The 14,531-nt window shown below is 55.7% G+C and carries 11 protein-coding genes; 6 read left to right on the forward strand and 5 right to left on the reverse strand.

What is annotated here, in order from left to right; translation table 11 throughout:
• The first annotated feature begins 4 nt into the window (after positions 1-4).
• A complete protein-coding gene (locus tag E0L21_RS13860; RefSeq protein ID WP_131410411.1) occupies positions 5-931 on the forward strand; it encodes an alpha/beta hydrolase in 927 nt (308 codons plus the stop codon).
• 35 nt (positions 932-966) lie between these two features.
• Here E0L21_RS13860 and aldA read toward each other — a convergent pair whose 3' ends face one another.
• From aldA to E0L21_RS13875, 3 genes are all read right to left on the reverse strand, one after another.
• The gene (aldA, locus tag E0L21_RS13865) at positions 967-2,406 is read right to left on the reverse strand and encodes an aldehyde dehydrogenase (protein WP_131410413.1); all 1,440 of its coding nucleotides are present in this window, start codon (positions 2,404-2,406) and stop codon (positions 967-969) included.
• Between the two features lie 200 nt (positions 2,407-2,606).
• Entirely contained in the window at positions 2,607-3,407 is an 801-nt protein-coding gene (locus tag E0L21_RS13870) for a YdcF family protein (RefSeq protein ID WP_131410415.1), read from the reverse strand.
• 286 nt (positions 3,408-3,693) lie between these two features.
• Positions 3,694-4,143: a GNAT family N-acetyltransferase gene (locus E0L21_RS13875; protein WP_131410417.1), complete on the reverse strand. Its 450-nt coding sequence runs from the start codon at positions 4,141-4,143 to the stop codon at positions 3,694-3,696.
• A gap of 242 nt (positions 4,144-4,385) precedes the next feature.
• On the opposite strand from E0L21_RS13875, the gene E0L21_RS13880 reads away from it, so the two are divergent.
• Genes E0L21_RS13880 through E0L21_RS13895 form a run of 4 tightly spaced genes read left to right on the forward strand, consistent with a single transcriptional unit; the run spans position 4,386 to position 9,199 of the window.
• Positions 4,386-6,038, forward strand: a complete 1,653-nt coding sequence (locus E0L21_RS13880) for an MFS transporter (RefSeq protein WP_131410419.1) — start codon at positions 4,386-4,388, stop codon at positions 6,036-6,038.
• Between the two features lie 19 nt (positions 6,039-6,057).
• Positions 6,058-7,140: an HlyD family secretion protein gene (locus E0L21_RS13885; protein WP_131410421.1), complete on the forward strand. Its 1,083-nt coding sequence runs from the start codon at positions 6,058-6,060 to the stop codon at positions 7,138-7,140.
• Entirely contained in the window at positions 7,137-8,513 is a 1,377-nt protein-coding gene (locus tag E0L21_RS13890; RefSeq protein WP_131410423.1) for an efflux transporter outer membrane subunit, read from the forward strand. Before E0L21_RS13885 ends, E0L21_RS13890 begins: the two co-directional genes overlap by 4 nt.
• Before the next feature lie 26 nt (positions 8,514-8,539).
• On the forward strand, positions 8,540-9,199 hold the full coding sequence (locus tag E0L21_RS13895; RefSeq protein WP_131410425.1) for an O-methyltransferase: 660 nt from the start codon (positions 8,540-8,542) through the stop codon (positions 9,197-9,199).
• Between the two features lie 107 nt (positions 9,200-9,306).
• Here E0L21_RS13895 and hrpA read toward each other — a convergent pair whose 3' ends face one another.
• The gene (gene hrpA / locus E0L21_RS13900; protein WP_131410427.1) at positions 9,307-13,209 is read right to left on the reverse strand and encodes an ATP-dependent RNA helicase HrpA; all 3,903 of its coding nucleotides are present in this window, start codon (positions 13,207-13,209) and stop codon (positions 9,307-9,309) included.
• Positions 13,210-13,416: 207 nt separating this feature from the next.
• Here hrpA and azoR point away from each other — a divergent pair, with 207 nt between their 5' ends.
• Positions 13,417-14,022 (forward strand): FMN-dependent NADH-azoreductase, encoded by a 606-nt coding sequence (gene azoR, locus E0L21_RS13905; protein WP_131410429.1) that lies wholly within the window; start codon positions 13,417-13,419, stop codon positions 14,020-14,022.
• 177 nt (positions 14,023-14,199) lie between these two features.
• Here azoR and E0L21_RS13910 read toward each other — a convergent pair whose 3' ends face one another.
• Positions 14,200-14,526 carry a YdbL family protein gene (locus tag E0L21_RS13910; protein ID WP_131410431.1) on the reverse strand — a complete coding sequence of 109 codons (327 nt, stop codon included), beginning with the start codon at positions 14,524-14,526 and terminating at the stop codon, positions 14,200-14,202.
• Between the last annotated feature and the right edge of the window lie 5 nt (positions 14,527-14,531).

Consider the following 14,531-nt stretch of genomic DNA (forward strand, 5'->3'; position numbering starts at 1 on the left):
ACACATGAGAAATATCAGCCCGGAAGATTTACTCACATTGATGAATGTGGCAGTACAACACGCCACGACGTTCCCCGTCTGGCCGACCGGTGAAGCCCCTGGCGCTGCTGTAAGCCCAGTGCAGTTTCAACTTGAAGAGCATCATACCGGCCCGTCGCTTTTTGACCGTTCCGTTACCGGTGTCCGCGCGCCGCACATTACTGTCTACGCGCCACAAAACCCGAACGGCGTCGGCATTCTGGTCACACCTGGCGGCTCTTATCGCCGCGTGGTGCTGGATAAAGAAGGCAGCGCGCTGGCACCCTGCTTTAACGCCAAAGGCTACACCCTGTTTGTCATGACCTACCGCCTACCGGGCGATGGGCATGAGGAAGGTGCGAACGCGCCACTGGCCGACGTTCAACGTGCGATTCGCGTCATTCGCGCTCGTGCACAAGAGTGGCGCATCGATCCTGAACGTATTGGCATTATGGGTTTTTCCGCCGGCGGTCACGCCGCAGCCAGCCTTGGCACTCGCTACGACGAAAACGTCTACCGCCCCGTCGATGCGATGGATCAACAAAGCGCTCGTCCGGCGTTTATGGCGCTGGTTTATCCGGTGATTACCATGCACCAGGAGATTGACCACCCGATGTCACGCCAGCAGTTAATTGGCGATACACCGAGCGCTGAGCAAATCCGCCACTACTCTGCAGAGCAGATGGCCGATGAAAACACGCCGCCGACTTTTTTACTGCATGCGGTCGATGACCCGGCAGTCAAAGTGGAAAACAGTGTGGTCATGTTTAACGCCCTGCGCCGCCTTGGCGTGCCGGTTGAAATGCATCTGTTCGAGCAGGGGAAACACGGTTTTGGCATTCGCGATGCGCTGGGTTTACCGGCGGCAATATGGCCGGAACTGATGATGGCGTGGATAGCAACCAAAGTATGAAACGTGCCCCCGCCAGTAAGCGGGGGCCATGTAAATCAGGATTGTAGATAGACCATTTGCGTTTGCAGATACTCGTTAAGACCGTGGCGACCATCCGCCCCACCGATGCCCGATTTGCGCCAGCCCGCATGGAAACCCTGCATCGCTTCAAAGTTCTCGCGGTTAACATAAGTTTCACCAAATTTCAGGCCACGCACTGCTTTCATCGCTGTAGTCAGATCGCGGGTATAGACGGACGATGTCAGACCATAATCACTGTCGTTCGCCATTGCCAGCGCCTCTTCCAGCGTGTCGAACGCCACCACCGGCAACACCGGGCCAAATGTTTCTTCATGCATAATGGCCATCTCCTGGCGCACATCAAGCAGCAGCGTCGGGGGGTAAAAATAACCTTTGCCAGTGACCGCTTTACCGCCCAGCACCACGCGCGCCCCTTCTGACACGGCGCGTTCGACCTTCTCTTCAACACGTTGCAGCGCCGCTGCACTGATAAGCGGCCCCATCGCAATATCGTTACGCTGCGTCGGATCGCCAAACTGTACCACTTTCATTGCTTCACCAAGACGATTGACAAAACGGTCATAAATCCCTTTTTGCACATACACGCGTTCAGCGCAGTTACACACCTGCCCGGTGTTGATGACGCGGGAATCGACAATCGCTTTCACGGCCAGCTCCAGGTCGGCATCATCAAAGACAATCGCTGGCGCTTTACCACCCAGTTCCAGGCACACTTTGGTGATGTTTTTCGCCGCTGCCGCCATGATTTTCTCGCCCGCGCCAACGCTGCCAGTCATGCTGACCATCGCCACTTTCGGGTTTCCCGCCAGCTCCTGGCCGACGGTTTCCCCACGCCCAAGCACCAGATTAAAGACGCCTTTTGGTAAGCCGACATCATGGACGATTTTCGCGAAGGCTAATGCGTTGTTCGGCGTGAACTCGCTTGGTTTAATCACGATTGTGTTGCCAGTAATCAGCGCGGGTGCCATTTTGCGGGCAATCAGGAAGAACGGGAAATTCCACGGCAAAATGCCAGTGGTGACACCCAGCGGGCGTTTAAACACGAAGATATTTTCGCCCGGACGGTCGCTTTGCAGGATTTCGCCCTCATAGCGCCGCGCCCACTCGGCCATATAGTCGATGTAATCGGCGGTAAAAGACACTTCCACCTCGGCCAGTTGCTGGATTTTTCCCCCTTCGGCGACAATCAGCGCGCTAATCTCACGCGCGTTTTCACGAATACCCGCCGCGATTTTGCGTAACCAGCCCGCGCGCTCAATAGCGGGCAGCGCTTCCCAGCCCGGCTGCGCGCGCTCGGCGGCATCAATGGCCTTCCGTGCATCGTCTGCTGTGCCATCGGGAATGCGTGCCAGAATTTCTTCGGTTGCCGGGTTGATGACATCCAACCACGTATCACCTTGCCAGCTCACGAATTGACCATCGATAAACATAGGGTGCTGTACCGGTGCTGTCATGCCTCGCTCCTGTAATAACATTGTTTTTAACAAGTAAAGTCATTGTTAAAAATCTATCTGCGCGCGACACTTTTCCCATAGACAGGGGCCGCTTTTGTGAGAGAACGCATAAAAGAAGCGCGAAAAAGCAACAAAGCAATGGCAAGTACAGCGGAGGAAATGCCCGTTTGCGGCGGCGTCTGCGCAAACGGGCATCGGGGTTACAAAAAGCGGCTGCCCAGTGCAGCAGCAAGGGTTGTGTCTGCCTTCAAGACTTGCCAGGCAGTTTCGACTTCCTGAGGAAAATCAACGTGAATGATAAAATCCCGACCGTTTGGCCCGTAGCCATTGTCGTCATCGCGCAGGCGCGGCACTTCCCCCAGCAACAACGACAAATAACGCTCAACTGGCCATAAACCTTGCTGTTGGGGCTGGAATGCCAGCCCTTCAGACGTGTTGGTTAATTGCGGGATAAAACCCGGCCAGCTCATCCAGTGCGGCGCATCGCGACACTGCTGGCTGAGGCGGGCAAAAGTCGCCATTGTGCGCCGCTGCATAGTGGGATCCTGCACCACCATTACGGTTTTGGGTTTTACTCCCTGCGTCATCAGCATATCGATACTGAACCTGGCGTTCTCGCCACAGTTAGTGGATTTGTCCTCAACGAGGATCTGTTTCTCATCAATCTGCCAGAATTGCCGTGCAATATCGGCCAGAATAGCCGCTTCACCGCGCCCGGTGGTACGCACGACGTTATAACGTGGGTGCCGGGCGATAGCGGAATAAAGAAACGTGGTGGAATGCCCTACGCCGCCGCTTATCAGAAGCGGCGTTTGCTGCGCCGCCGCCAGCGCGCAGGCGGCATCAATAGTCGGAATGACGGCATTACCAGCCAGAATGACCACATCTGCCCGCACGGGCGTGGGCTTACCGACAAAATCATTTTGCGCCAGCCACGCACCCAACGTGTTGACCGCCGCCAGCGAGCGCTCAGTTAAGGTAGGAAAAGTCGTCATCAGCATAGAACCTCCTTCGCTTTAGTTTACAGCCTAGCGCGACGACACTGGCTGAACAGAGGATCACTCCGAATCCCATTCACAGCGGTTCAGGTAAGTTTCCGTACCCATTTTTGTAATAAGCCGAAATACCCTATACCGCGGTACCTTACCCCGCCGTTCTCGCGCTTTGTAACAGTGTCCGTTAATGAACTTTGGGATACAAAAACGGCACAGGATCCATGTTTCGGCGCTTCTATTGCCCGAGGGAAGCTCAGCGCTAACGACATACCTCATCGTCACAGCGTGCAGGCTACAACGCTTTCTCGAAACATACCGCTTCCGGCCGGCCAATATAGTTGCCGTAGTTTTCACGGATCCGAAAGCCATTGCGCTGATAGAAATCAACGGCACGCTGATTGATTTGTCGCGTCTCCAGCCACAGTGCCTGAAAACCGCGTTCGCGTGCATGGTGTTCCAGTGCGCGGAGTAAATGCGCGCCTACACCACGCGTGCCGGGGCGCGTATACATGCGTTTGATTTCACCGATCCCGGCAGACAATTCACGAATCGCGACACAGCCGACGGCCACTGCGTTTTTTCGTGCCAGCAAAAAGAAGCCCCGCTCGCCTAAGGTTGAGGCATCAAACGAAGCTCTACCGCTACTACCTGTAAGTTGTTGAAGGTAATCAGAAAGCGCGTCCTGAAGCTGCTGACACTCAGGATCGGATACATGGGTAAGCATAACGGTTATGGCAGGCATTGTGACGTTGTCACCTGTAGCAAGTTTATTTTTAACAATAAAGCAGATCACTTATTGTCAGTAACCTATATTTTTCTTATGCGCTTGCATTGCCTTTAGCGCCACAAGTAGAATCGTTAGCCCACTAACTATTTACATCTATAACCTTTGTTTTATATGGGTAATTGCTGTTTCCTACACCTTCATCCGCGCACGAAATACCGTCGCGAACTGTCACGCTTATACCAGGCTGGGAAAATGTAATGCGTTTGCCGAAAAGCGATCCGTACACGCCACGCGAATGGCAGCCGCATGAAAAACCGTTGCTGCTGGGTTCGCCTTCCACCCCCTATCACAGTACCCCGCGCCGCATCGCCTATGGTGTCGTTGGCTTGCTGGTGTGCATGACCGGTGCGCTCGGCAATGCAATGGTGACGGCCAACCTGCAAAACCTGCAAGGCACGTTTGCTGCCTGGTCAACAGAAATCGCCTGGCTGCCCGCCGTGTACGTGATGACCAACATGTCGATTAACCTGCTGCTGGTAAAGTTTCGCCAGCAATACGGTCTGCGCGCGTTTACTGAAGGGTTTCTGGTGCTGTATGTGCTGGTGACGTTCTTCCATTTATTTATTAATGATCTCAGCTCAGCCCTGTTTGTCCGCGCCGCGCACGGCATGGTGGCGGCAGCGCTCAGTTCGCTCGGTATTTATTATCAAATCCAGGCCTGGCCGGCGAAGCATCGCTTAAAAGCGCTAACCATTGGTATTACCGGCTCAACGTTGGCCATTCCGATTGCTCGCCTCTTCTCCACCGAACTGCTACAACTGGACGAGTGGCGCGGCCTGTATCTGTTTGAGCTTGGGCTGGCGCTGCTCTCTCTCGGTTGCGTGATCGCCTTAAAATTGCCGCCGGGCGATCGCAAAAAAGTGTTTGAAAAGAAAGATTTCATTACCTTCTTCCTGCTCGCGCCAGGCATGGCCCTGCTGTGTGCTGTTCTGTCACTGGGTCGGCTCGACTGGTGGTTTGAAGCGCCCTGGATTGGCTGGTCGCTGGCAGGCGCAGTGGTGCTGATCGTCTCGGCAATTGCCTTTGAGCACAACCGCGCTAACCCGCTGCTCAATACGCGCTGGCTCTCCAGCGGCAGCATTGTGCGCCTTGGGCTGATTATGCTGCTGATCCGCATTGTGCTCGCCGAACAGAACACCGGCGTGTTTGGCTGGCTGCAATATGTCGGCCTGCAAAACGAGCAAATGACCAGCCTCGCGTGGTCGATCCTGGTGGGCATTATCTGCGGTATTACTGCCAGTTGCCTGACAATTAAACCCCAGCGGCTGGCATGGCCAATTGTTACCTCGCTGGTGCTGATGATTATTGCCTCGCTGCTGGATAGCCAGTCCACCAGTTTGACGCGGCCCAACCAGTTGATGCTAAGCCAGTTTTTGCTCGGTTTTGCCAGTGCATTTTTTATCGCGCCAGCGATGCTGGCGGGGATTGGTGGCGTGGTGGCAGAGCCGCGCAACCTGGTCAGTTTCTCGGTGTTGTTTGGCATGAGCCAGAATCTCGGCGGGTTGCTGGGTTCTGCTATTCTCGGCACTTTTCAGACCTGGCGGGAAAAGTACCACTCCAGCTTGTTAGCGGATCAGCTCACCACCTTAAACCCGCTGGTCAATGAGCGATTGCAGTATTACAGCCAGATGTTTCAAAGCCAGCTAGGCGACAGTTCATTGCTGAGTACGCAAGCAGTGACGCAACTGCAAACGTTGTCGACGCTGGAAGCGAATATTCTGGCTTACAACGATACTTATCTGCTGACGGCCAGTATTGCCGCCGCCACGCTGATTTGGATTTTATGGCGCTTGTTGCGCCTGCGCATTACTGCCCGCCTTGTGTTGAAGCGGGCCACTGGGAGCAAATAATAATGTTACTGGAGTGTCTATGAGCCAGCAGGATGCCGCCAAAGAGCGGGCCAATACCCGCAGCAATTTACGTGTGGTTTCTCTTTTCTCCGCCGCCGCGATTGGCCTGGTCGGCGTACTGGTGATCCTTTACGCCTGGCAGTTACCGCCGTTTACGCGCCATACACAATTTACCGATAACGCCTATGTGCGCGGCCAGACGACCTTTATCAGCCCACAGGTGAACGGTTATATCACTGAAGTGCCGGTGCAGGATTTCACGGTGGTGAAAAAAGGCGATCTGATTATGCAGATCGATGACCGAATTTACCGCCAGCGAGTCGACCAGGCGAAAGCCACACTGTCGATGAAGCTGGCCGCGTTGGATAACAACCTCCAGCAGCGTAAAAGCGCACAGGCAGTGATTGCCCGTAATGAAGCGGCGCTCGCCAGCGCGAAAGCGCAGGATCTGAAATCTCAAGCGGATTTAAAACGCGTTAAAGCGCTGACGGCAGACGGTTCGCTCTCCATCCGTGAACGCGACGCCGCACTCGCCACTGCCGCGCAGAACACCGCCAATATTGCTCAGGCACAAGCGACGCTTGAGATGTCGCGTCAGGATCTGCAAACCACCGTGGTGAACCGGGGTTCATTGCAGGCGGATGTGGAAAATGCCAAAGCCGCGCTTGAACTGGCGCAAATTGATCTGCAAAACACCCGCATCGTCGCGCCTCGCGATGGGCAACTGGGGCAAATCAGCGTGCGCCTTGGCGCGTATGTCACCGCCGGAACACACCTGACCTCGCTGGTGCCATCGCAGCGCTGGGTAATTGCCAACCTGAAAGAGACGCAACTGGCGGATGTGGTAGTCGGACAAGCGGTGCGTTTTACCGTTGATGCGCTTAACGGGCGCAGCTACCACGGGCGCGTAGAGAGTATCTCGCCGGCCACCGGCGTGGAGTTCAGCGCCATCAGCCCGGATAACGCCACCGGTAACTTTGTCAAAATCGCCCAACGTATTCCGGTGCGCATCCAGGTGGAGGCAAAACCCGACGAGCTGGCAAGATTGCGCCCTGGGATGTCGGTGCAGGTGCATATTGATACGCGGGAGGCAGAGCAATGAAGCGGCATCTCTGCGTTACCGCGTTAAGTCTTACCCTTGCGGGTTGCCAGTCCGCCGATGTCCAGCAAGCTCAACCGTCGCTGCAAATCCCGGCAGCCTGGCGCAGTGAGGCGGGCCCGGTCAGCAAAACGGATAGCGTCTGGTGGCGCAACTTTCACGACAGCCAGTTGAACCGTTATGTCGATCAGGCGCTGCGCCACAACAGCGACGTGCTGATTGCCCGCGAACGGGTCAATGAATATCAGGCGCGGGTTTATGCCGCCGACAGTGCTCTGTTCCCCGAGCTGGACGCGGGCATTTCCGGCACCCGCGCACGTTCTCAGTCAGCCGCAACGGGTTTGCCCATTCACAGCACCTTATACAAAGGTAATCTGACAGCCAGTTACAACGTGGATATCTGGGGGGCCAGCCGCAGCGCGTCTCGCGCGGCAGACGCCTCGCTTGAGGCACAGAAAGCGGCGGCTGTAGCGGCCGATCTGACGGTGGCGACCAACGTCGCTTCCGGCTACCTCACGTTACTGTCGCTGGATGCGCAGTTACAGGTCACGCAATCCACGCTGAAAGCGCGGGAAGATGCGCTCAAACTTGCCCGCAGCCAGTTTGAGACGGGCTATACTTCCCGACTGGAGTTGATGCAATCGGATTCAGAGTTGCGCAGCACGCGCGCGCAGATCCCGGTACTGCAACATCAGATAAGCCAGCAGGAAAATGCGTTGAGTGTGCTGCTGGGTAATAATCCGGGCGCGGTTAATCGTGGCGAATTTGCGGCGTTAACCCCGCTGAAATTACCCTCTCAGTTACCGTCGAGTTTGCTCAACCGTCGGCCGGACATTGTGCAGGCGCAGCGCCAGTTGGTTGCCGCCGATGAAACGCTGGCCGCGTCGCAGGCGAAATTACTGCCGTCGATTAACCTGACGGCAACCGGCAGCATGCAGGACGATACGCTGCCCGGTCTGCTCGATAACCCGCTGCGGTTGTGGAGTGTTGGCGGCAGTATTCTTGCACCGTTGCTCAACCGCCAGGCGCTCAATGCGCAGGTTGATGTCTCCACGTCGCAGCGCAATCAGGCGCTCTACACCTATGAAAAAACCGTGCGCAACGCTTTCAAAGAGGTGAACGATAGCCTCGATGCCATCACACGCCTGGGCGAGCAACTCGCCGAACTTGCCGGGCAAGTCGATGTGGCGCAAGAGACGTTACGCATTGCGCAAAACCGTTATCACAACGGTTATTCCTCTTATCTGGACGTGCTGGACGCCCAGCGCACGCTGTTTTCCGCTCAACTGAGCGCGGTACAGGTAAAAAACAATCTGTTACTGGCGCAGGTGGATCTCTATCGCGCGCTGGGAGGCGGCTGGTCCGGGCTAAATTAAGTTTCTGATAAACCAGGAGTGATGCTATGCAGCAGAAGTGGTCCGCGGTTGATGAATACTTAGAAAAACAGTTGATTCCGGAAGATGAGATCCTGACGCAAGTGCTGGCAAATAACCAGCGCGCTGGGCTTCCGGCCATTGATGTTTCACCTACGCAGGGGCAATTACTGGCCTTGTTTGTGCGCATGACACGGGCGAAGCGCATTCTTGAAATCGGCACGCTGGGTGGTTACAGCACGCTTTGGATGGCGCGCGAGCTGCCAACCGGCGGCGAGTTGCTAACGCTGGAAGCCGATCCGCTACACGCAGCGATAGCGCGCGAAAACCTGCACGTTGCCGGCGTGGCGCATCTGGTCACCGTCGCCGAAGGCCCGGCGCTCCAGACGCTGGAAAACCTTGGCGAACGCCCGCCGTTCGATCTGATTTTTATTGACGCCGACAAACCCAATAACCCGAACTACCTGAAATGGGCGATGCACTATGCTCACCCTGGCACACTGATTATTGGCGATAATGTGGTGCGCGACGGTGAAGTGACTAACCCGACGACTACCGATGCCAGCGTACAGGGTGTGCGGAAATTCATTGAGATGATAGGTGCCGATCCGCGCCTGACGGCCACCGCGATGCAAACGGTGGGCGTCAAAGGCTGGGATGGCTTTACGCTTGCCTGGGTGAATGCGTAGGAGTTGTCGCGGCGAGCATGAGCAGATGGCGAAATTCGATTAACCGACAGAGGGTTAAGTGAGGGTTTTGCCCGGCAAGCGTCGCGCCACCGGGCAGCCTACGATCATCAGGCGCTAATCTGCTCCATCGCCTGCAGGATACGCTTATCGGAGATCGGGTACGGCGTACCCAACTGCTGCGCAAAGTAGCTCACGCGTAGTTCTTCAATCATCCAGCGGATCGCTTTTACATCCTCATCTTCCCGGCGCGCCGGCGGCAGTTTATTGAGCCACTGCTGCCACGCCTGTTGCGTCTGATCCACTTTCAGCATCTGTGCGCGATCGCGATGCGGATCGACAGCCAGCTTCTCCAGCCGCTTCTCTATCGCTTGCAGATAACGCAACGTGTCGCCGAGACGGCGGAAACCATTGCCGGTAACAAACCCGCGATACACCAGCCCGCTCATCTGCGTTTTGATGTCCGACAGCCCGAGCGCCATGGTCATATCAACGCGCCCTTTCAGCCGCTTGTTGATATTGAACACCGCCGTCAGGATCTGTTCGACCTGTTTGGCGATCTCTACCACCGTTTCGTTCAGCTCGGCGCGCACTTTTTCATGCAACGCGGCGAAATTCTCTTCCGTCCACACCGGACCGCCCGCTTCATCAATCAGTTTGTCTACGCCGCAGGAAATGCAGTCATCAATCAGATCCAGCACCTTGCCGTACGGGTTGAAATAGAGCCCAAGCTTGGCTTTGTTCGGCAATTTTTCGTGCAGATATTTAATTGGCGACGGAATGTTTAGCAACAGCAGACGGCGAATACCGCGCCACATTGCCTGTTGCTGCTCCAGCGGGTTATCAAACAGTTTGATCGCGACGCTGTCACGTTCATCGACCAACGCAGGCCAGGCTTTCACTTTGTAATTACCGCGTTTTTGCTCGTAACTTTCCGGAAGTTGGCCAAAACTCCAGATATGCAACCCGCTCTGTTCGATGCCGTCATCAGCCACCGCGGAGAGCGTTTCCTGCACTTTGCCCTTCAGGCGCTCTTTCAGTTCGCTCAGCGAACGTCCTTCGAGCAGCTTCTTGTTCTTGTCATCAACCACACGGAAGCTGATTTTCAGGTGATCGGGCACCTGATCCCAGTGCCAGTCGTCACGGTCGACGGTGACACCGGTCATTCGGCGCAGCTCGCGCTCCAGCGCGTCCAGCAACGGCAGCTCCAGCGGCGTGACGCGGCCCAGAAACGCTTCGGCGTAGTTCGGCGCGGGTACAAAGTTGCGCCGCGTCGGTTTCGGCAACGATTTGATCAGCGCGATCACCAGCTCGCGGCGCAGGCCGGGAATTTGCCACTCAAATCCGCTCTCTTCGACTTGGTTTAATAACGGCAGTGGAATATGCACCGTTACGCCATCGGCATCCGCGCCCGGTTCAAACTGGTAACTCAGGCGTAGCTTCAGGTTGCCCTGATGCCAGAAGTTGGGGTAATCAAGCTTACTGACCCCTTCTGCGCCCTCTTTGATCAACATGCTCTTTTCGAAATTGAGCAGATCGGGGGTTTCGTGGCTGGCCTTTTTCCACCAGCTGTCGAAATGGCGAGCAGAAATCACCTCGTGGCTGATGCGCTGGTCATAAAACTCAAACAGCGTTTCGTCGTCCACCAAAATGTCGCGGCGACGGGATTTGTGCTCCAGTTCCTCCACTTCCGCGCGCAGTTTCAGGTTGTCGCGAAAGAAAACATGGCGAGTTTGCCAGTCACCTTCGACCAGCGCGTGGCGGATAAAGAGCTCACGACACAGCGCCGGGTCGATCTGGCTGTAGTTCACCTTACGCGCCGCAACGATCGGCAGACCGTAGACGGTCACTTTTTCCGTTGCCATCACCGCGCCCTGCGCACGCTCCCAGTGCGGTTCACTGTACGAACGTTTAATCAGGTGCTGCGCTACCGGTTCAACCCACTCCGGATCAATGCGTGCGGCGATGCGCCCCCACAAGCGGCTGGTTTCCACCAGTTCTGCAACCATTGTCCATTTCGGCGGTTTTTTGAATAAACCCGAGCCAGGAAAGATGGAAAAACGGGCATTACGCGCGCCGGTAAATTCCTGTTTGTCGGCGTCTTTCATACCTATGTGCGACAGCAAACCGGTTAACAGCGCAATATGAATTTCGCGATATTCCGCAGGCTCGCTATTGACCGGGATCCCCAACTCTTTCACCACCTGGCGCAGTTGGGTGTAGATATCCTGCCATTCACGCACGCGCAAATAGTTCAGGTAATCCACCCGACACTGACGGCGGAACTGGTTAGACGAGAGCGCTTTTTGCTGCTCGCCCAGGTAATTCCATAGATTCACAAACGCGAGGAAGTCCGACTCTTTATCATGGAAGCGTTGATGCTTCTCGTCCGAGGCCTGCTTTTTATCTAGCGGTCGTTCGCGCGGATCCTGAATCGATAGCGCCGACGTAATGATCATCGCTTCGCGCACACAACCATGTTTTTGCGCTTCCAGCACCATACGCGCCAGGCGCGGATCGACCGGCAGTTGCGATAGCTGGCGACCCAGCGGCGTCAGTTTATACGCCGTCTGTTGCTCGTCGGTGGTGATCGCGCCCAACTCTTCCAGCAGGCGCACACCGTCCTGAATATTGCGTTTATCCGGCGCTTCAACAAACGGGAAGGCAGCGATATCGCCGAGCCCTAACGCCGTCATTTGCAGAATGACTGACGCCAGGTTGGTACGCAGAATTTCCGGATCGGTAAATTCCGGGCGTGACAGGAAATCATCTTCCGAATAGAGGCGAATACAGATCCCTTCCGACACGCGGCCGCAGCGCCCTTTACGCTGGTTGGCGGACGCCTGCGAAACCGGTTCAATCGGCAAACGCTGCACTTTGGTGCGATAGCTGTAGCGACTGATGCGCGCCGTGCCGGGATCAATCACATATTTGATGCCCGGTACGGTCAGCGAGGTTTCCGCCACGTTGGTCGCCAGCACGATGCGCCGCCCGCCGTGCGGCTGGAATACACGGTTCTGTTCACTGTTTGATAAACGCGCATACAGCGGCAGAATTTCCGTGTGGCGCAGATCGCGCTTACTCAGTGCATCGGCGGTGTCACGGATTTCCCGCTCGCCGCTCATGAAAATCAGAATATCGCCTGCGCTTTCGCGGCCAAGCTCATCCACCGCATCGAAAATCGCCTGTAACTGGTCGCGTTCCGTGTCATCCGCTTCCTCGACAATCGGCCGGTAGCGCACTTCTACCGGGTAGGTGCGCCCGGACACTTCGATAATCGGCGCGTTATTGAAATGGCGCGAGAAACGTTGCGGATCGATGGTGGCGGACGTGATGATGATTTTCAGATCCGGGCGACGCGGCAGTAATTCACGCAGGTAACCCAGCAGAAAATCGATGTTCAGGCTACGTTCGTGCGCCTCATCGATAATGATGGTGTCGTATTGCATCAACAATCGATCCTGCTGGATTTCCGCCAGCAGAATACCGTCGGTCATCAGCTTGACCATGGTGTTGTCGCTGACATGATCGCTGAAACGCACTTTATAGCCGATGCAGCCGCCAGGCTCAGTTTTCAGCTCTTCGGCAATACGGTTGGCAACGGTACGCGCCGCCAGGCGACGCGGCTGGGTATGGCCGATCAACCCTTTGATGCCGCGCCCCAGTTCCATGCAAATTTTCGGTAACTGGGTGGTTTTACCGGAGCCGGTTTCCCCCGCCACAATCACCACCTGGTTATCGCGGATGGCTTCGAGGATCGCCTGTTTTTTCTGACTGACCGGCAAGTTGTCCGGGTAATCAATGGTCGGGCGTGCAGCTTCGCGCTGCGCCACTTTTCCGGCGGCTTCGCTTATCTCTTGCGCCAGCTTCTGCAACAGCGCTTGCTGAGATTCAGGATTTTTAACTTTCTTGCTGCCATGCAGGCGGCGGGCGAAGCGTTGTTGATCGCGTAGCATCAGGGTATTGAGCTGCGCACTAAGATCGGTAATCGTCAATTTCTGTTGTTCTGTCATAGCGTTATGGGGCAGAGCACTGCCTGGAAACATCTTAAGTTCGCAATCGCAGTAGGATAGCACATCGATGTAACCCTTTTCTTGTTCAAGAAATTCGAACATAGGATTCGATATATTGCGCTATTCATGTCGTGAATTTGTGAATAGAGTGTCATAACGTCACGGGGCAACCCATTGCAAATACAATATAAATAAAGGAAACACCCAATGAGCAAAGTTCTCGTTCTTAAATCCAGTATTCTGGCAGGGTACTCACAGTCTGGTCAGTTGGCCGATTATTTCGTTGAACAGTGGCGCGAAAAACACGCGGCGGATCACATTACCGTTCGTGACCTGGCCGCTAACCCAATCCCGGTGCTGGATGGTGAACTGGTTGGCGCGCTGCGCCCGAGCGATGCACCGCTGACACCGCGTCAGCAGGAAGCGCTGGCACTCTCCGACGAGCTGATCGCTGAGCTGCAAGCACATGACGTGATCGTCATTAACGCCCCGATGTACAACTTCAACATCCCGACGCAGCTGAAAAACTACTTCGACCTGGTGGCGCGTGCTGGCGTTACGTTCCGTTATACCGAAGCCGGTCCGGAAGGTCTGGTGAAAGGTAAACGCGTTGTCGTGGTTTCAAGCCGTGGCGGTATCCATAAAGACAGCCCATCCGATCTGGTTGCGCCGTACCTGAAATTGTTCCTGGGCTTTATCGGCATTACCGATGTGAACTTTGTCTTCGCAGAAGGCATCGCTTACGGCCCGGAAGTGGCGACCAAAGCGCAGACCGACGCAAAAGCAGCCATCGATAGCCTGGTAGCCGCCTAAGATCTCCCCCTCTCACCGCGTGGTGGGAGGGTTCTTTTCCCCGCTCCTCCCGCTATTCGCTTTCCGCAATGTTCTCTTTGGTTGTTGTTCTGTGGTTGAGACCTTTGACCGATCTGCCGGGCTGAAGATACCTGCCGTGGTTGCACCAGCACATTGGCCATGAAAACAACGCGCCGCTTACTGTTTCTTCAGCCATTTACCATTAATGCCCTGCACATAATCGCCAGGCTTCGCGCGTTCCACCAGTTTCTGCCCGGCCATTTTGGCAACATCATCAACGGCGATGTTATTGCGATCGGCTAACTGTTGGTAGCTCTCGGTCCGCGCTTTATTAATGCGATCAACCAGCGCCAGCGTCTCTTTATCCTGGCTTATCGGCGCGACATAGCCATTGAGCGTTTCGCCTACGCGCCCCTGACTGCGGGCCTCATCAAGCGTCAGCGCCTGAGCGGTTGCGCTGAAAAGGCCAACGGCCAGCAGCGCGCTTATGACACGTTTTTTCATCATCG

The organism is Kosakonia quasisacchari, from assembly GCF_004331415.1.
GTDB lineage: Bacteria > Pseudomonadota > Gammaproteobacteria > Enterobacterales > Enterobacteriaceae > Kosakonia > Kosakonia quasisacchari.